Raw genomic sequence first — 18,382 nt, forward strand, 5'->3', positions numbered from 1 at the left:
GTGCAGTCTTGAAGACATAACAAAATCAAAAGCGGTAAACGGGCAGCGTGAAGTGAAAACAGCTGCCCTGATTGGGTACAGAGTCTACCCAAATTTGCCCGTAGTGGGCTCGAATCACTCGTTGACAAAGCGATAGACCAATACCATATCCATCCTTTGCCTCGTCCCGCTCTAGGCGAAACCGGTCTTCAAAAATGCGTTCGCAGTTTTCATTCGGAATGCCTAAACCCGTATCACACACGCTGACTTGAATTTTTTGGGTAGTTCGATGCAAGATCGAAAGCTCGATTGAGCCGCCAGTTGGCGTATATTTGCTGGCATTGTCTAGCAGATTGATTAATACCTGTTGAATGCGATCGCGATCAGCATAAACTTTAGGCAAATCACTCGGAATATCCGTCGTAAGCTGCTGAGATTTAGCTTGAAACTGTCCCTTCAAATAATTCAAGACCTCCAGGCAAAGCGCCCCTAGATCTAGCTGCTGAGGCTGAATCTGAAACTCGCCACCCGTCCCTTTTGCTGCCTGAAGCACATCTGTAATCATCCGATCGATCGCCTTCGTTTGAGTCCGGGCGTGTCTGATGAGTTGAGCCGTAAGGGCAGGGGTTAGTCGGGGTGAAGCATGACCATTCTCCTTCGCTTCATTACCTAGCTCCAGCGTTTCCAGGGCAATCGAAGCGGCGGTTAGCGGATTTCGCAGATCGTGGGCCAACATCGCAATGAGTCGATCTTTGAACTGAAGTTGATCCCGCAGTTCTTCTTTTTCTTGCTTTAGTCGAAAAATCTCATCCGAAAGCTGAATAAACTCTGCTGAGTAAGCCACCGAGTCCAAAGTTTCGGATGCATTGGTTGGATTTAGATCATCTGATTCGCTCTGCTCAGGAATTGATTGGAAATCTGCAGCTTCTTCTACCGATCGTTGCCATCGCATCCACCAATGCTCTAACTGGGCTACAAGATTTGTTCCCGCTAAAGTTTGGCGGGGTTCAGGATGAATCTTGATTAGCGCTGGGGTCGCAACGAGCTTGAAATGCTCAGCCATGTGGGGTTGCTCTCCAACGTCTATGATTTGCAAATCAAACGCGTAGTTAGCTCGTAAATCCTTGAGATAGTGGCGAATCTGGCGGATCTTCTGATGAGAGCTAGGACGTTTGTCTACAAACAGCAAAAGCTGCAAAGACGTTTCAGGGCTAATAGGCTGTTTTGGCAATGCCTCCATGCAGTCTTGCTCAACAGTCAGGACAATAGAACAGTCAGTCGGGGCCAAAAATGCCAAATCGGTAGAAACCAGGTGTATTTCTACCCTGTACTTCTCCAAAGTAGCTATCTTTACTATATTTACAGATTATCTCTTTCTCAGCGCTGCTCAAGACAAAGGATTTAGGCGATCGGGCTGTATTGCAGTAAATGTGCAGGCAAATAGGGACTTTGAACCGCCTTAGATAGCCCCTCCTGAATCTAGCAGAGTTCAACCAGGTCTTCCGTACTGGGTCTTCCGTACTGACGCCGAGAATAAGGTAAGTAAAACTATTAGAACTTATGTAACGGCTCTGAGGGGGCAAGGGCAATGAGAATCTTGGTTTTGGCGTGGGAATTTCCGCCCCGAATCGTTGGAGGCATTGCTCGCCACGTTGCTGAACTATATCCCGAACTGGTCAAGCTAGGACATGATATTCATTTACTGACTGTAGAGTTTGGTCAGGCTCCCCATTATGAAGTAGTCGATGGAATTAAAGTACATCGCGTTCCGGTAGCCCAAAGCAACGACTTTTTTCATTGGGTTGCCAACATGAATCAGAGCATGGGGCAACAGGGTGGAAAATTGCTTTTAGAAGAAGGAAAGTTTGAGATTATTCATGCCCACGACTGGTTGGTGGGAGATGCAGCGATCGCCCTCAAACACTGCTTCAAAGTTCCTTTGGTTGCCACAATTCACGCAACAGAGTTTGGTCGTCACAATGGCATCCACAACGATATCCAGCGCTACATTAGCACCAAGGAAAAGCTACTTGCCTACAACGCTTGGCGAGTCATTGTTTGCACGGACTACATGCGGCGTGAGGTCGAACGGGCATTAGAAACCCCTTGGGACAAAATCGATGTTGTCTACAACGGCATTTATCCAGAGAAAAAGCATCGACATCCCGATTTTAATTTTTGGCAGTTTCGCCGCCGCTTTGCCCGAGATGACGAAAAAATTGTCTATTATGTGGGTCGTATGACCTATGAAAAGGGCATCAGTGTGCTACTTAATGCTGCTCCTGAAGTCATTCACGCAATGGGAGGTGGCGTCAAAATCGTGATTGTTGGCGGCGGCAATACAGACAGCCTCAAGCAGCAAGCCTGGAACCTGGGCATCTCAAACAAATGCTACTTCACGGGCTTCATGTCAGAGGATGACCTGAACAAGTTTCAAACAGTTGCTGACTGCGCAGTTTTTCCTAGCCTCTACGAGCCATTTGGAATTGTCGCGTTAGAGAGTTTTGCTGCTCGTGTTCCGGTAGTCGTCTCTGATACAGGTGGGCTGCCAGAAGTCGTTCGCCACACCAGAACGGGAATCGTCACCTGGACAAACAATCCTGCTTCTCTGGCTTGGGGCATTCTAACAGTCCTGAAAAATCCAGATTATGCTCAGTGGCTAGTTGATAATGCTTACAAAGATTTAGCACAGCGGTTTAACTGGGCCAAGTTGGCAAAACAAACTGAAGCTGTTTATGGCAGGGTCTTACATGAGCGATCGCAAGTCACTTGGGCTTAAGCAAATCGACCTGGAGAAAGCTGAGCAATGAGTTCATCTTGCTTCCCGGTCATACAGTTAGCAAACCGCTTTGCCAGAGGTGGCAGAATTGCGAAAGGATTGCTGAAGCCAGCAAAGATATGCAAATGATTGTGTTCAGGAACGGGACCAATCAGTGGCAGGCGATCGCCACTAAAGGCAACCAAACAGCGGTGCCAGTTACCTGGTAAATCTTTTAACGCTGGCAAAAATTGACCAACTGCAGCCCGAATATCCGCTTCACTTTGAGCTGCATCAACCTGCGCCTGAGGATTCGTTAACGTGCGGCTGATTTGCCCGATCCTAATTCTGCCATCCACAAACTGAATCGCACCGGGATCAAGAATCGGGGGAGCAACCTCCTGGGTTTGTTGCTCCCACAGCGGAGCCTTTTCTAACTTGCCAGCCTCAGCCTCCATCTGAAACCGTTGGGTTTCGGCAGGCATGACCAGTGCCTGTAACTTGACATCAACAGATGGGGTCTCAATCAGTTCCGCATGGGTGAAATAGCAGGGTACGGTAACATGGGCAGTTTTGAGCAGGTTCCGACTCATTCCACCTGTACAAACAGCCACATTAGCGGCTGCATAGTTTTCCGCAGTGGTAGTTACAGTAACTTGCCCCTGAGACTCCTTTAGAGCAGTCACTTGAGCAATTTGCAGCGTTCCTCCGGCTCTAGTAAATGCTTGGGTGTAGGCCTTGACTAGCAAATCAGGCGCAACATTGCCATGCCGAACTGTAAGCGCAGCGGCGATCGCCTCCCGATTGAGCAACGGCTCTAAGTCACAAGCCGCTTCCGCATCCAGTAAGCTAGGTGGAATCGCAAAACCACGATACGATGCGGTCACCTTCTGGGGATCACTTCCTTGGGCGATCAGCAAGAGCAAATCCAATTCTCTGAACTGAGTTTCACTGTCCAACTCAGCAGATAAATTTCGGTGAATTTCAATGCCCTCCTGGCACAGTTGACGAGTTAGCGGTGTCGTACCTGACCAGTAAGCGATACCGCCATAGCTATAGCGAGTTGCGTTCTCTGGGGTACTATGCTGTTCTAGCAGCAACACCGAGAATTTTTTGCTAGCTAGCTCATAGCTAAGCGCTGCTCCAACGAGTCCACCCCCAACCACAACCCAATCATAGGTTTTCATCAAATTCAGCCTTGCTCTTGAACAACCGCGTCTACTTCGACCTCAACTAACATTTCGGGTGTAGCTAGACGGCTTACCTCAACCAGGGTGTTGGCAGGACGAATCTTTCCAAAAAATTCGCAATGGGCTTTGGTCACCTGCTCAATGTCGTCCATGTTAGTAACGTAAACTCTTGTACGAACGACATCCTGGAGGCTGCTATCTAACTGCTTCAGGGCAGCCTCAATCTTTTTGAGGACGTACACCATCTGCTCATAGGCGTCGTCGACGTGAAGAATTTGCCCTGTTGTATCAGCAGCAGTTGTGCCCGAAACGTAGATGAGAGAACCAACTTGGACAGCACGAGAATAGCCTGCGATCGCTTCCCAAGGTGTTCCTGTCGATATGTGTCTGCGCGTCATCTGCTAGCCGCCTTCAGCCATCAAGTAGGGTACTAGCAGCATGACTGATCTACAAAGTTGAATCAAGTCTTGGCCAAAACTATCTGAATTTGAGGATGACTTTGCTGAATTCACAGTTAGAATGGGCAAGATTAGCAAGTAATGTCCAACCACTCGCTCTACGCATCCATCTATGGGTATAAAAATCAATCGCGCTTATCTAGTAATTGCACTTTGTGGCATCCTGGGAGTCATTTTGGGAGGAACTGCTAGCCGAGCAGAACTCAACCAGTGTCTGACCGCTGAAGTGCCTACTAACAGTTGCCTAACCCAAGATCCTATCACTGAGACGATTGAAGGCATGGGTGTAGGGTTAGTTGCAGGAGCAGGAGCAGCCGTTGGTGCGACTTGGCAACAGTGGCGCAAGGATACTTAAACTGTAGCGGTAAACTAGCTGAGCTGCATGGACATCTGTGAGATGGCCTTAAAAACAAAGCTGCGAGGATTCTTGACCCTCGCAGCGTGTTGTAATTCACAGACTATTCAGTTTTAAATGAATGGTTTCAAATTGGAACTGATATTTTGAGCTTTGCGGTTTAGAGCTTCCGGTACGCTGAACTATGCAGTTCTGCGAGTGAGCAAGCCCCACAGGAAGATCAAGATGATTGCTCCAACAACCGCGAAAGCGATGCTGGGGATAGACAAGGCCCCGGCTGCTGCGCCTCCGCCCGTTCCTAACAGTGCGTGACCGAGCCAGCCGCCTAATATAGCACCCAAGATTCCTAGACCAATGGTTGCGAAAATGCCGCCACCCTGATGTCCAGGATAAATTAATTTAGCTAACGCTCCAGCAATCAGACCTAAAACAACCCAAGCTAAGATTCCCATGTGATTCTCTCCTTAATAACCTTTGTGTTGATAAGCTTTTCTTGACCTAACGTGCCTATCCTATCGGTAAACTAAAAGTTCCTGCTTCTACCGCAGGAAATAATTAAGTAGATATAAAATTTCCAGGCTACTTTTATGCTGCGTATTCATATAGGTTGAGAGAGGTCGGTATCTCATAAAGATAGCTAGGTGAAACGGAAACTTTTGACCTTTTGGGAGTAAACAAAACTCCTCAGAAATGCAAGTAGAAACAGAGATATCGCTGTAGCAATGCAGGTTAGAGCAAAAAATGGAGGCAGTCCTAAAGACTGCTTCCATTTTTTGCCTGAGCTTAAGCAACCAAAGCTATATTGCTATATTACAAATTCGAAATATTGATTTGGAGCAAAGAGATGTAAATTTCTCTATTCAAATTCATACTTCATTTGATTACCACTGTTGTGATATAAAGCTAAGCACTCTCAGGTGTATTCTGCATACTTGAGCAACTATTTAACAACAGCAGCTATAGTTCCTTGTGCTTCTAATAAGGCAGCGGCACGTAAGATTGAAGCTTCCTGGTAAGGGGCAGCAATGATTTGCACACCTAATGGCAAGCCGTTAGCTTGCTGAATGGGCACAGACAAGACTGGTAAACCGACGAAAGATAGTGGCTGAGTATATAACCCTAGATTAGGACGAGTTAAAACTTCCGCCCCATCTATAACCATTTTCTCTTGACCGATTAAAGGCGCAACACAGGGCGTTGTTGGAGCCACAATTAGATCTACGGTTTGAAAGATCTCCTGAAGGCGATCGCTATACCACTTGCGAAATCGCTGTGCCTGTACGTACCAACTGCCAGGAATCATTGTGCCTGCCAGAAAGCGATCGCGAGTTGCCGGATCAAAATCTTGAGGACGAGATTTGAGGTTAGCAAAATGCAGATTGCTGCCCTCACAAGCTGTGATTACGTAAGCGGCAGCTCTGGCCCGATGTGCTTCAGGAATGGTGACTCGCTGGCTGGACCCAAGCGCCTGAGCGACCTGTTCAACTGCGGCTAAAGTTTCTGGCTCAGCACCTTTGGCAAAGTACCCATCTGCAATGGCAATTCGCAATCCGTCAATACCTTTGTTGATTTGAGGCAAACAAGATTCTGGTGGGCGGGTAGTGCAAACCGGGTCACGGGCATCTGCACCTTGAAGCAGGTCAAACACAGCTGCAATATCGCGCACCGACCGGGCAAAAGGGCCGACATGATCAAAACTGTTGCAAAACAGAAACGCTCCAGCTCGTGATAACCGACCGTAGGTTGGTTTTAACCCCAAAATGCCGCACAGTGAAGCAGGCACACGAATCGACCCGTTGGTGTCAGAACCAAGGCTAATCGGCATCAATCCACCTGCAACTGCGGCGGCTGACCCTCCTGATGACCCACCGGCAATCCGGTTCAAATCATGAGGGTTGTGAGTTGCCCCGTAATGGCTGTTTTCGGTGACAAAACCATAAGCATACTCATCCATGTTGAGCGCGCCGACCAAGATTGCCCCGGCTTGCTTCAGTCTGGCAACAAGAGTCGCATCTTGGGTCGCAGGTGAATTTTCTCGGTTAATCTTTGAACCTGCTAGGGTCGTCAGTCCCTCAATATCAAATAGGTCTTTGACCGCAAAGGGAACTCCTGCCAGCACTCCCGGATCTTGACCAGCCGCGATCGCCTCATCTACCTGAATTGCACTGGCGATCGCCTGATCTGCCATTACGGTCGTGAAGCAATTGAGTGGATCTTTAGCTGCAATTCGCTCTAGCGCTGCGGAAACCACTGCTTTGGCGGTTATTTCACCCGATCGCACCGCAGTTGAAATGGCGATCGCATCCGCCTGTTCGAGATCCAACGTTTCAAAATCTAATGTCATGGTTGAAAAGGCTGGAATGTGGGTGCGGCAACGGTGTCTTCAGGCAAGGGAAATTCCAAAACAAGTTGGGCGATCGTGGCAATTCTGCTGAAATTATCAATAACTCCGGGGCGATGTTCGGGAGCGATTGGCAATTCTAGGGCGAGCGCCATCTGGTCAACATAGGCTGCTGGGTCAAATTCTGCCGAATCGAGCATTGCTTCTGTTCTGATGTAAAATTCACACACTTAGCCTTTAAGCATATATCTTAAGATTGGACTACGCCTGACGTTTTTATTACACTCCTGGAGTTTAACTAGTACCTAATAATGGAGCCTTTTGTTTTAACGGGTATTGCAATACTGTTAGTCATAACGGGTTTTTACGCCTGGTTTACTTATAGAATTCTGCGTGAACTTCGACAGGAAAATAACTTTTATAAAAACGCAATTGAGAAGCAACTAAAAATTTCTGCTTTTCCTCATCTTTACTGCGATATGCAGTGTGATATTCATGAGAATGGCGTGAAGCTAGAAATTTATAATGTTGGCAATGTTCCTGCTTATGACCTGCATATCAGCGCCATTGGAGCTTATACAGAAGAAGGGGTTGACATTGCTACTTTTTTGAGAAACTATGTGCAGCCGCGTTACCGAAAGTATCCGCTTCAGGCTGACAAAGTCGGCTATTACGGGATTCGCAGTAGTATTCGCTGCCCCATGCTGCCCTTTCAAAAAAGACTGGCGATCGCCCTGGGTTTGCCCCTGCGTCCAGTCGATATCTACGTAATGGTTCAATACCGTGAGATTTTAGGCGGCAATTACTATCAGGTCTATTGCTTTTCTGATTTGGATGAGAAAGGCAATTACAGAGCCAATATTTTAGAACCACAAGGATTTGAACCGATCGAAAGATTCCACTTCTATGATTTAGATGATGCAAACTTTTCGATTACTGACAAATCACTGCCCTATTACGTGAGTGACTTTATCGATCTGTGGAATCACTCTCTCTCCTATCGGCTTACGGTTCTCTACTCTGACGAGATGCTAAGCCATCAGGAAGTTCATGATGTTTGAGGTTCTCGTTAAGTTACTCATCTAGCTGCCGTTCGACAGAAGCCTCCATCGTGCTGGTAAGGTAATGACCTGCCATGACGCTGCTAGAGAGGCGGTATTTGTTGTCATCAAGCTGATGAAGCGCTTCAAATCCAGTACGGCGCTGCCGATCGCCTAGTACCCAATAGCGTTGCACAATTGACTCTGGTGCAATCCAGCCTTCCCCTTCTACTCGTCCTAAAAGGCTGTGCTGAAGTACAAATGTGTACTGACGCTCACCTACATTCAGCCGCCCGCGATACTGAAAGGCAATTTCTTCGCGCTCGGTCCCTGGAAACATCAGCTTGGTCACCATCGTGTACCAGTTGTCACGGCTCCAAGCAACTAGAATCTTTCCTTTGACAGAAACGGGCAACCCATCTCGGTCGAGCCAGTTTCCCTGTAAGGTCCAGCGTCCTGCCTCCATTAAAAAGGTATGAGCCACAGATCTAATTCCTATCTCCTACCTTGTGCAGCATAAATGCCGCTTACATGGCACTCTAACGGCATTTTATGTTATCACGCAAACCTTAAGCCACAAGGTGAAGTTCTCCTAAAGGTGTTGCATGTCTTGCACCTGTTACACCGGGTAGATTGCCAGGAATGCCAAGATTATGCCAGTATGCTAGCACTGCAAAGGCGATCGCTTCCTTGAAATCTGCATTTAGCCCTGCTTCATCCGTAGTCAAGACCGGAATTTTGCCTAGTAGAGCTTGCAGCCGTTGCTTCAAATACAGATTGCGGCTGCCGCCACCACAGAGCAGCACTTGGTCGGGCATTTCTGGTAAAAAAGTCTGGTAGCTGTGGGCGATCGTTGCTACGGTCAATTCCGTCAGAGTCGCCAGCAGATCGGCAGGGCTGAGCCCGTAGGGTTCCGCATCCAGGAGGCATTGGTTGAAATAGTCCCAACCAAACAGTTCTCGTCCTGTTGATTTGGGGGGTGACTGCTGGAAATAGGGATGTTCTAGCCATTGGTTGACTAGCGCCTCGCAAGGTTTACCCATTGCCGCCCATGCCCCGTCCTCATCATAGGTTTGCTGCCCGTCTGAAAGGTGCTGCACTGCTAAATCTAACAGTGTGTTACCGGGGCCTGTATCCCACCCCTGAATGCCTTCAAATAGAACGGCTTGCTTCTGGGTAGCAGGAAGGTACGTCAGGTTGCCAATGCCGCCGATGTTTTGAACACACCGACTATCAGTGGGATGGCTCAACAAACAGGCATCAATTCGAGAAACTAGAGGCGCGCCTTCCCCACCTGCCGCAATATCAGCAGCCCGAAGATTACTCACGGTAGGGATACCCGTGAGGTGGGCAATTACGCATCCTCTCCCCAGCTGCAGACTGTAGCCCAGGGAGATGGAGTTTTTTACCCCCAAATCAACAGGGCGATGGTACACCGTCTGACCGTGTGAACCAATCAGTTCTGCTTGGGGTTGGTTCACCTGAATTGAGAGAGCAGCTTGGGCAAATTGAGCGGCGATCGCATCATCCAATTCTGCTAGCTCTGCCATCGAGATAGCCTTGCCGCTACAGACGGAGAGAATCTGCGATCGCAACTCATCAGGGTAGGGGTACGTTGCTCCGGCAATTAGTGTTGCCTGCAAATCGAGATCTGTACCAGAGATGTCTACTAGTGCTGCATCAATACCATCAACCGAAGTGCCGCTGATTAGTCCAATTACTCGTGTCATAGGAGACAGATCAAAAGTTTGGGTATGAGCGCTAGCATACCCGCACAGTCCTCAGTTATTAGTCAGTGAAGCGTTGCTCTAAACAGGCAAGCGATCAATACAGCGATTAGAGCCAATCACGACCATGACTGAACCTTTGTACAAACGCATTACCGGACTGGGATTAATTTCAAATTTCTCGCCCTGACTGACAGCTAGCAGGTTTAGCCCGTAGCGCGATCGCAGTTCTAACTCGGTGATCGTTCTGCCATCAAACTCTGCGGGAACGACCACCTCGACGATGCTATGGTCTGGGTCAAGCTCAAACCGATCCAGAATGCTGGGTTTGGTGAGCGATCGCGCTAAAGCACAACCCATCTCATGCTCTGGAAAAATGACATGATCAGCTCCAACCTTTCGCAGCAGCTTCTCATGAATTTCTGAAGAAGCCTTGGCTACCACATGGGATACGCCATTCTCCTTCAAATTCATTGTCGTGATCACGCTTTCCTCGACATAGTTGCCAATCGCTACAATCACCGTATCAAACTCAAAAATTCCAGCTTCTTTGAGGGCAGAGGGAGATGTCGAATCTAACTGTATGGCATGAGCAGCCCACTGATCGGTCAAAACTTGAGAAACTCGCTTTTCGTCAGAGTCAACCCCCAAAACCTCGTAGCCCAAGCGATGCAATGAAGAACAAACCGCCCGTCCAAACCGCCCTAATCCAACTACTGCAAACTGCTTATTTGTAGTACGCAGGCTGCGAAAGAAACTCAGAGAAGATAAATTCACAGATTGACTCCAGGGTTACTTATCCTAAGCCCCATCTTTATTAATACAAGCGAGAGATATACCCTTCTAGGGTATCAAGATTCAAATGTGCCAACACTAACCAACCAACAAGTTTTCCTCGGGATACCGAATCGCAGTGGGGTTTGGATCTCCCAGAATCGCTGACATCAAGAGCAAAACTCCAACTCGTCCGATGTACATTGTGGCCACTAAAACCAGCTTAGCAAAAATCGAAAGACCAGCCGTAATTCCAGTTGAAAGTCCAACTGTTGCAAAGCCTGATACGACTTCATACAAAACTAGAATAAAATCTACATCTGGATCAGTAAATGTAATTAAAGCTGTCATTAAGATCACAGTGGTAGCCGAGCCGACCAACACTCCAATTGCCTTTAGAATTAGATTGACTGGCACTTGACGGTCATACAAAACAACCTCTTCCTTTCCCTGCAAAATTGCTTTTGTAGAGCTAGTAAGAATACGTAAAGTCGTTGTTTTTATGCCGCCAGCAGTCCCGCCAGGACTGCCTCCTATGAACATTAAGGCGATCGTGATGAACAGCGCGGCAGTCGTCATTTCACCAATATTAATTGAGTTAAATCCGGCTGTTCTGGGAACTACTGCCTGAAACCAAGCAGCCATAATTTTGGTGGCAAAATCCATAGAACCAAGGGTCTCAGGATTATTTAACTCAGCAAGGAAAATTGCGACCGTTCCAACGAGCAGAAGAATGATGGTCGTACTAACAGCAACTTTGAAGTTGAGAGAAATGATAATTTTCTCAGGTCGTCTAAATAGATGGTCACGTAGCCAGAGATACATCTCAAAAATTGCCTCGTAGCCAATACCACCAAAAATAATTAATCCTGGAATTACCAGATTTACTATCACTGATGATTGATAGCCGATTAGATTATCGCTAAACAAGCTAAAACCAGCGTTATTCCAGGCACTAATGCTATGAAAAATAGACAGCCATAAAGCACGACCAAAATCATAATCTCGCGAGAAGACGATTAAAAGAAGCAGCATCCCAGTAATCTCAAAGATTACTGTAAGTGCAATAACCGACTGGATAACTTGAGTGCTACCTTGAATGCCAGGTCGGTCTAAAGCTTGCTGAATTGCAATCTTGTCTCGTAGTGCAAACCTGCGCCCCACTAGTAAAAGCAGGAAAGTGGTTGCAGTCATGTATCCCAACCCACCAATTTGAATCAGGGCAAGAATAAAGAATTGTCCAATGGGAGAGAAATAGGTTGCAGTATCAACAACGATGTGCCCGGTGACACAAACGGCTGAAGTGCTGGTAAATAGAGCAACAACTGGGTCATTCCAGGTTCCTTCACTCGTAGAGAAGGGCATGAGCAGCAGTAAGGTGCCAATGGCGATGACCGTAATAAATCCCAGGCAAATCGTTCTAGAAACTGTCATGGGCTAGTTTATGACTAACAAAGGCTAAATTCGTTCAAATTCATTCAAGATAGTTGAATGCCCTTGTATAAAGATTACTCTCAACTGATGACTTCAACTCTGCAACAGCAAATCCAGCAATTTTATGACGCTTCTTCGGGTCTGTGGGAGCAGATCTGGGGTGAGCACATGCATCACGGCTATTATGGCGCGGCAGGTAATGAACGCAAAGAGCGACGGCAAGCGCAAATTGACCTGATTGAGGAATTGCTGAAATGGGGGGAAGTTCGCGAGGCAGAGCAAATTCTAGATGTGGGATGCGGCATTGGCGGCAGTTCGCTGTACCTGGCTGAAAAGTTTGGGGCGATCGCCACTGGCATCACGCTCAGTCCCGTCCAGGCAAATCGCGCCACCGAACGCGCCACCGCTGCTGGCATCAACGCCAGCTTTCAGGTTGCCGATGCGCTGAATATGCCTTTTGCTGACGAGTCATTTGATCTAGTCTGGTCACTGGAAAGCGGCGAACACATGCCCGACAAGACCAAGTTTTTGCAGGAATGCTATCGAGTACTGAAGCCAGGCGGACTATTTTTAATGGCGACTTGGTGCCACCGTCCGGCTCAGCCGCCTCATTCACCACTCAGCCAGGATGAGCAAAAGCATCTAGCAGAAATCTACCGCGTGTATTGCCTGCCTCATGTGATTTCGCTGCCAGAATATGAGGCGATCGCCCACCAGCTCAACTTTCAAAACGTCCGTACAGCAGACTGGTCTGCCGCTGTAGCTCCATTTTGGGATATCGTGATCGATTCTGCTCTTACGCCTGCTGCCCTATTGGGCTTGCTTTTCTCAGGTTGGACAACGATTCAGGCAGCGCTCTCACTGGGACTGATGCAGCGAGGCTACCAGCAGGGCTTAATCAAGTTTGGCTTGCTCTGTGGCACTCGCTAGGCTAGGTTCGGTCTTTGAAACGATCCCCGAATTGCTTAAGATAAAGCCTGAATATCACTTGGGCATCCATGAGCCAGATTTCTCCGCAAGAATCCTCCATTTCTTCCCATCGTGCTGCAAAATCAAACCTGGTTCAAAAACATGCCCCCTGGCTCTATGCCTTCTGGAAATTTTCCCGTCCGCATACAGTTATTGGCACTAGCCTCAGTGTTTTGGGGCTATACGCCATCAGTTGGGCAATTGGAAATGGGGAATGGCAAACGGAAAGTGCATCGATTGGCGATCGCCTCCTGCCCCTGCTGTTTGCCTGGATCGCCTGTCTCTGCGGCAACATCTATATCGTGGGGCTAAACCAGCTTGAAGATGTGGCGATTGATCGAGTGAATAAACCTCACCTGCCGTTGGCATCAGGGGAATTTTCTCGGCGGGAAGCCTGGGCGATTGTGATAGTTACGGGAGTGGCAGCGCTGGCGTTGTCAGTCTGGCAAGGTCGGTTTCTAGCAGCAATGGTATGGTCAAGCCTGGCGATTGGAACTGCTTATTCTCTCCCACCCATTCGTTTGAAGCGGTTTCCGTTCTGGGCTTCGCTGTGCATCTTCACAGTACGGGGGGCGATCGTCAATCTAGGGCTGTTTCTGCACTTTAGCCAGCAGTTTGAAGGAATTGACGGAATTCCACTGTCGGTTTGGGCACTGACGCTATTTATTCTGGTGTTTACGTTTGCGATCGCCATTTTCAAAGATATTCCTGATCTGGAAGGCGATCGCCTCTACAACATTTCGACCTTCACCCTGCGGCTAGGACAGCAAACCGTGTTCAACCTGGCCCGCTGGGTACTAACCGTCTCTTATATAGCCATCATCCTGGTAGGTGCATTTCTGCCTTCCACAAATGCTGTATTCCTGATTGGTACACACCTCCTAACGTTGTTTGCCCTCTGGTGGCAAAGCTTCAAGGTAGATTTGAACGACAAGCAGGGCAAAAATGTAGCAGGCACACTCTCCTACACCGCTTTTTACCAGTTCATCTGGAAACTGTTTTTTCTGGAATACTTCATCTTTCCGATCGCTTGCCTGCTAGTTTGAAAGGTAGCCATCCCAGCAAGATAGAATCGAAGTGGATTTGACAAGCAAATATTAGTGTCAAAGTATAAAATTTCATCACGCTAGTTCAACAGCTTCAACAACTAGATCACGTAGATCACGAGAGGAGAGTCCCAACGCATGGGTAAAGTAGTCGGCATTGACTTAGGCACAACCAATTCAGTTGTAGCCGTTATGGAGGGCGGCAAGCCTATTGTCATAGCCAATGCAGAAGGAATGCGAACTACCCCCTCTGTGGTTGGCTTTAGCAAAGAGGGCGAACGGCTAGTCGGTCAGATGGCCCGCAGGCAGACCGTGCTAAATCCACAAAACACCTTCTATGGCGTAAAGCGCTATATCGGACGCAAGTACACCGAACTGACTCCAGAATCCCGGCGAGTTCCCTACACCATTCGCAAAGACGAGTATGGCAACGTCAAAATCAAGTGCCCTCGCCTTCAAAAAGAATTTGCTCCCGAAGAAATTTCGGCAATGGTGCTGCGAAAACTGGCAGAAGAAGCCAGCCGTTATCTAGGTGAACCGGTCACGGGTGCAGTAATCACCGTCCCAGCTTATTTCAATGACTCTCAGCGACAGGCAACGCGAGATGCAGGGCGAATTGCCGGACTCGATGTAAAACGCATCCTGAATGAGCCGACTGCTGCCTCCCTGGCCTACGGCTTGGACAACCAAGAGAGCCAAACCATCCTGGTATTCGATTTGGGCGGTGGCACCTTCGATGTTTCCATCCTTGAAGTTGGGGATGGCGTATTTGAAGTAAAGGCAACTAGCGGCGACACTCAGCTAGGCGGCAATGACTTCGACAAAAAGATTGTGGATTGGTTAGCAGAACAGTTCTTAGAAACTGAGGGAATTGACCTGCGGCGGGAACGCCAATCCCTGCAACGGCTCATGGAAGCAGCCGAAAAAGCTAAAATTGAGCTTTCTGGGGTCAGTGTCACTGACATTAACTTGCCTTTTATCGCTGCTACCGAAGATGGGCCAAAGCATTTAGAAACCCGCTTGACTCGCTCTCAGTTTGAAGGGCTGTGTGGTGATCTGATTAGCCGCTTGCGGCTGCCCGTCAAGCAAGCTCTAACTGATGCAGGGCTAAGTCCAGTACAGATTGATGAAGTGGTATTGGTGGGCGGATCTACGCGCATTCCGCTGGTGCAACAGTTGGTGCGATCGCTCGTCGATAAAGAACCCAACCAAAACGTCAATCCTGACGAAGTGGTCGCTGTTGGTGCGGCAATCCAGGCAGGTATTCTCACCCAGGAAGTGAGAGATATTCTGCTGCTAGACGTTACTCCGCTGTCGTTGGGTTTAGAAACGATTGGCGGCGTGATGAAAAAACTGATTCCGCGCAACACCACGATCCCGGTTCGTCGCTCGGATGTTTTCTCCACTGCTGAGAACAATCAAACCCTGGTAGAAGTTCACGTTCTCCAGGGTGAGCGCGAAATGGCATCTGACAACAAATCCCTGGGACGCTTTAAGCTGATGGGCATTCCTCCGGCTCCCCGAGGCGTACCGCAAATTTCAGTCTCTTTCGACATTGATGCAAACGGCATCCTTCAAGTGACCGCCCTGGATAGAACCACTGGACGAGAGCAAGGCATCACCGTTCAAGGCGCTTCCACGCTGAGTGAATCTGAAGTCAACCGGATGATTCAGGAAGCAGAGCGGTTTTCTGCCTCCGACCGAGAAAGACGAGAGCGGGTGGAAAAACGGACCAAAGCAGAAGCACTCACCTTTCAGGCAGAACGTCAGCTTCGCGAAGTTGCCCTGGATTTTGGCATGCAGTACGCCAGCAACCATCGCCGTCGCATCGAAAACCTGATCCAGGAATTGCGAGAAAGCCTAGCGCAAGAAGATGATCGGGGTATCGACATTGCTCAAGCTGAGCTGCAAGACGCTCTGTATGAACTGCGGCGAGAAGTTTATCAGTACGCCAAAGAGCTGGATGAGGAGGATGACTTTTTCGGCTCCATCAAGCGCACCTTTACCGGCGAACGGGATCGCGATCCCTACGACCGTGATCCTTACGCCCGCGACCCCTATGCGCGTGATCCTTACGCTCGTGACCCCTACGCTCGTGACTCTTATAGTAGGGACAATAATTCCTATAACCGAGATAGTTGGGATCAAGACGATTGGGATGCGCCATCTCGCTCGCCCCGTCGCCCCTCCGACAACAATCGTCCCTCCTATGACAACAGTGGGTATGGCACTGGCGGTGGTCGTTACAATGCCCCCGTTGATGATGATTGGGATGATGATGATGGCTGGTAGATGTGGCGATCAGCCAGGAGTTGAGAGAAGATGTATGATTAGTGACCCTATCTAATTCATATAGCCTGATTCTCTAAGCTGAATCGATTAAACCGTTGCAGCAGGTTTTCTGTTTGCCATCTACCCCCTCCCTTCTTTCAACCTTTATGGAACGTCATAGCGATCGCCAATTCACCTATGCAAAACTTTCGGAACTACTATGAGATTCTGGGCGTTCCCAGAGATGCAACGGTTGAAGAAATTAAAAAGGTATACCGCCGACTCGCACGGCAGTATCACCCAGACTTAAATCCAGGGGATAAGGCTGCTGAGGAAAAGTTTAAGGACGTAGGGGAAGCCTATGAAGTCCTGTCTGATACCAGCAAACGGGCGCAATACGATCAGTTCAGCCGTTTCTGGAAGCAGGGAGGCTTTCAGGGCAATACACCCCGCTCAAAAAGCTGGAACAACCGGGGGGGCGATCGCACTGCCACCCAAGAAGTCGATTTCAGCGATTTTCCTGACTTTAATAGCTTCGTAGACCAGCTTCTCAACCGCCGTGCAGATGCTTCTGGTGGAACGACCCGCAGCACCACGGCTCGCGATCCCTATCGTCCAGGAAACACTAAAACCGCTTATACTGTCACCTCATCTCGTCCTGGTCGCCGAGATGCTGAAGCACGCCTGAGCGTACCGTTAGACAAAGCCTATCAGGGCGGCAGAGAGCGAATTCGCTTGGAAGATGGGCGATCGCTAGAGGTCAATATGCCGCCTGGAATGGTCACAGGGCAACGCATCCGGCTCAAAGGTCAGGGTGTATCTGGAGGTGACCTGTATCTCAAAATTGACGTAGCGCCTCACTCTTTCTTTAAGGTAGAAGGCTCAGACATCTTCTGCCAGCTTCCCGTCACCCCAGTTGAAGCTGTCTTAGGTGGGGCGATCGAGGTGCCCACGCTAGACGGTTTAGTGAAGATGATGATTCCCTCGGGCGTGCGGTCAGGGCAAAAACTGCGGCTGAGTGGCAAAGGCTATCCGCTTGACGGACGGCGCGGCGATCAAATCGTTGAGATCCAGATCATCGTTCCCAAGGAAGTCAGCCCCCAGGAACGAGATCTCTACGAAAAGCTGCGCCAGCTTGAAACCTTTAACCCTCGCGTCGGGCTATCTCTGTAGCAATTGCGCTCAAGTCAACGTCGGAACTGCCATACCGCGCTGCACAGCGGGTCTTTGACCTACCGTCTCAACCCATCGCTTTAGATTAGGGTGATCATCAAGGGTTAAGCCTTGAAACTCGTAGATTGCAACCCAAGGATAGGTTGCAACATCGGCAATGGAATAGTCACCACAGATGAACTCGCGATCTTGAAGCTGCTTGTCCAGTACACCATAGATCCGCAGCGTTTCTTTTTCGTAGCGGGCGATCGCATAGGGAATTTGCTCTGGCGCAAACTTACGAAAGTGGTTGAGTTGCCCGAACATCGGACCCACACCCCCCATTTGAAACATCAGCCATTGCAGCACCTCGTAGCGGCTCTTTGGCTCAGTCGGCATCAGCTTCCCCGTCTTTTCTGCCAGGTAAATCAAAATCGCACCTGACTCAAAGATCTTCATACCCGTATCTTGATCGACGATTGCCGGAATCTTGCTATTCGGGTTGATGGTCACGTACTCTGGCGTGAATTGATCATTCTTACGAATGTCAATGACATGAACGCTGTAAGGTAAACCAACCTCTTCCAGCATTACAGAAGCCTTGCGTCCATTTGGAGTAGTGAATGTGTACAAATCAATCATAAAGTCAGGTTTAACGAAACAATAAATCCACTGTAATGCGAATAGATTAAGGCTGCATTGTAGAAGTTTTACCCTCACGTCAGTAAAACTATCAGGAGAAAACTTCAGGGGAATATTAGGTGATAACACGAGTCGCCTAACTTCTTGGCATAAACATTTGCCTCAGATAGGAATAGAGAAAAGAAAAAGCTAGTAATTTGACGGTATTAGTTATTCTCTATTGCAGAATTGTACTCACGTTTTACG

At 48.6% G+C, this 18,382-nt stretch carries 18 protein-coding genes; 7 read left to right on the forward strand and 11 right to left on the reverse strand.

The window, feature by feature from the left end:
- Positions 1-25: 25 nt before the first annotated feature.
- Positions 26-1,219 carry a histidine kinase gene (locus H6F88_RS20535; RefSeq protein WP_190644659.1) on the reverse strand — a complete coding sequence of 398 codons (1,194 nt, stop codon included), beginning with the start codon at positions 1,217-1,219 and terminating at the stop codon, positions 26-28.
- A 348-nt stretch (positions 1,220-1,567) separates the two neighbouring features.
- On the opposite strand from H6F88_RS20535, the gene H6F88_RS20540 reads away from it, so the two are divergent.
- The gene (locus tag H6F88_RS20540; protein WP_190644588.1) at positions 1,568-2,758 is read left to right on the forward strand and encodes a glycosyltransferase family 4 protein; all 1,191 of its coding nucleotides are present in this window, start codon (positions 1,568-1,570) and stop codon (positions 2,756-2,758) included.
- Here H6F88_RS20540 and H6F88_RS20545 read toward each other — a convergent pair.
- Positions 2,755-3,924 carry an FAD-binding oxidoreductase gene (locus H6F88_RS20545; protein WP_190644589.1) on the reverse strand — a complete coding sequence of 390 codons (1,170 nt, stop codon included), beginning with the start codon at positions 3,922-3,924 and terminating at the stop codon, positions 2,755-2,757. The two genes, H6F88_RS20540 and H6F88_RS20545, sit on opposite strands and share 4 nt — an antisense overlap.
- A gap of 5 nt (positions 3,925-3,929) precedes the next feature.
- Positions 3,930-4,325, reverse strand: coding sequence for a RidA family protein (locus tag H6F88_RS20550; protein WP_190644590.1), 396 nt, complete (start codon positions 4,323-4,325; stop codon positions 3,930-3,932).
- A gap of 172 nt (positions 4,326-4,497) precedes the next feature.
- On the opposite strand from H6F88_RS20550, the gene H6F88_RS20555 reads away from it, so the two are divergent.
- The gene (locus H6F88_RS20555) at positions 4,498-4,740 is read left to right on the forward strand and encodes a hypothetical protein (RefSeq protein WP_190644591.1); all 243 of its coding nucleotides are present in this window, start codon (positions 4,498-4,500) and stop codon (positions 4,738-4,740) included.
- Positions 4,741-4,922: 182 nt separating this feature from the next.
- Here the strand turns inward: H6F88_RS20555 and H6F88_RS20560 are convergent, their stop codons facing one another.
- The 3 genes from H6F88_RS20560 to H6F88_RS20570 all read right to left on the reverse strand — a co-directional run bounded on the left by H6F88_RS20560 (position 4,923) and on the right by H6F88_RS20570 (position 7,281).
- Positions 4,923-5,192 carry a GlsB/YeaQ/YmgE family stress response membrane protein gene (locus H6F88_RS20560; RefSeq protein WP_190644592.1) on the reverse strand — a complete coding sequence of 90 codons (270 nt, stop codon included), beginning with the start codon at positions 5,190-5,192 and terminating at the stop codon, positions 4,923-4,925.
- Positions 5,193-5,680: 488 nt separating this feature from the next.
- A complete protein-coding gene (locus H6F88_RS20565; RefSeq protein ID WP_190644593.1) occupies positions 5,681-7,084 on the reverse strand; it encodes an AtzE family amidohydrolase in 1,404 nt (467 codons plus the stop codon).
- Positions 7,081-7,281 (reverse strand): DUF4089 domain-containing protein, encoded by a 201-nt coding sequence (locus H6F88_RS20570; protein ID WP_190644594.1) that lies wholly within the window; start codon positions 7,279-7,281, stop codon positions 7,081-7,083. Before H6F88_RS20570 ends, H6F88_RS20565 begins: the two co-directional genes overlap by 4 nt.
- Positions 7,282-7,392: 111 nt before the next feature.
- Between H6F88_RS20570 and H6F88_RS20575 the strand changes: the two genes are divergently transcribed.
- The gene (locus H6F88_RS20575; RefSeq protein ID WP_190644595.1) at positions 7,393-8,142 is read left to right on the forward strand and encodes a hypothetical protein; all 750 of its coding nucleotides are present in this window, start codon (positions 7,393-7,395) and stop codon (positions 8,140-8,142) included.
- 13 nt (positions 8,143-8,155) lie between these two features.
- On the opposite strand, the gene H6F88_RS20580 is transcribed toward H6F88_RS20575, so the two are convergent.
- The 4 genes from H6F88_RS20580 to H6F88_RS20595 all read right to left on the reverse strand — a co-directional run bounded on the left by H6F88_RS20580 (position 8,156) and on the right by H6F88_RS20595 (position 12,056).
- Positions 8,156-8,605 (reverse strand): hypothetical protein, encoded by a 450-nt coding sequence (locus H6F88_RS20580; protein WP_190644596.1) that lies wholly within the window; start codon positions 8,603-8,605, stop codon positions 8,156-8,158.
- An 85-nt stretch (positions 8,606-8,690) separates the two neighbouring features.
- Positions 8,691-9,851 (reverse strand): anhydro-N-acetylmuramic acid kinase, encoded by a 1,161-nt coding sequence (locus H6F88_RS20585; RefSeq protein WP_190644597.1) that lies wholly within the window; start codon positions 9,849-9,851, stop codon positions 8,691-8,693.
- A gap of 78 nt (positions 9,852-9,929) precedes the next feature.
- Positions 9,930-10,625, reverse strand: coding sequence for an NAD-binding protein (locus H6F88_RS20590; protein ID WP_190644598.1), 696 nt, complete (start codon positions 10,623-10,625; stop codon positions 9,930-9,932).
- A 96-nt stretch (positions 10,626-10,721) separates the two neighbouring features.
- Positions 10,722-12,056 (reverse strand): TrkH family potassium uptake protein, encoded by a 1,335-nt coding sequence (locus H6F88_RS20595; RefSeq protein WP_190644599.1) that lies wholly within the window; start codon positions 12,054-12,056, stop codon positions 10,722-10,724.
- 87 nt (positions 12,057-12,143) lie between these two features.
- On the opposite strand from H6F88_RS20595, the gene H6F88_RS20600 reads away from it, so the two are divergent.
- The 4 genes from H6F88_RS20600 to H6F88_RS20615 all read left to right on the forward strand — a co-directional run bounded on the left by H6F88_RS20600 (position 12,144) and on the right by H6F88_RS20615 (position 17,515).
- A complete protein-coding gene (locus H6F88_RS20600; RefSeq protein ID WP_190644660.1) occupies positions 12,144-12,986 on the forward strand; it encodes a methyltransferase domain-containing protein in 843 nt (280 codons plus the stop codon).
- A gap of 68 nt (positions 12,987-13,054) precedes the next feature.
- Positions 13,055-14,071: a homogentisate phytyltransferase gene (locus tag H6F88_RS20605; RefSeq protein ID WP_190644600.1), complete on the forward strand. Its 1,017-nt coding sequence runs from the start codon at positions 13,055-13,057 to the stop codon at positions 14,069-14,071.
- Positions 14,072-14,209: 138 nt separating this feature from the next.
- Complete coding sequence (dnaK, locus tag H6F88_RS20610; RefSeq protein ID WP_190644601.1) at positions 14,210-16,363, forward strand: molecular chaperone DnaK; 2,154 nt, start codon at positions 14,210-14,212, stop codon at positions 16,361-16,363.
- Between the two features lie 177 nt (positions 16,364-16,540).
- Positions 16,541-17,515 (forward strand): J domain-containing protein, encoded by a 975-nt coding sequence (locus tag H6F88_RS20615; protein ID WP_190644602.1) that lies wholly within the window; start codon positions 16,541-16,543, stop codon positions 17,513-17,515.
- A 9-nt stretch (positions 17,516-17,524) separates the two neighbouring features.
- On the opposite strand, the gene H6F88_RS20620 is transcribed toward H6F88_RS20615, so the two are convergent.
- Positions 17,525-18,136: a glutathione S-transferase N-terminal domain-containing protein gene (locus H6F88_RS20620; RefSeq protein WP_190644603.1), complete on the reverse strand. Its 612-nt coding sequence runs from the start codon at positions 18,134-18,136 to the stop codon at positions 17,525-17,527.
- Positions 18,137-18,382: the final 246 nt, after the last annotated feature.

It is taken from the genome of Oculatella sp. FACHB-28 (assembly GCF_014696015.1).
Classification (GTDB): domain Bacteria; phylum Cyanobacteriota; class Cyanobacteriia; order Elainellales; family Elainellaceae; genus JAAUTN01.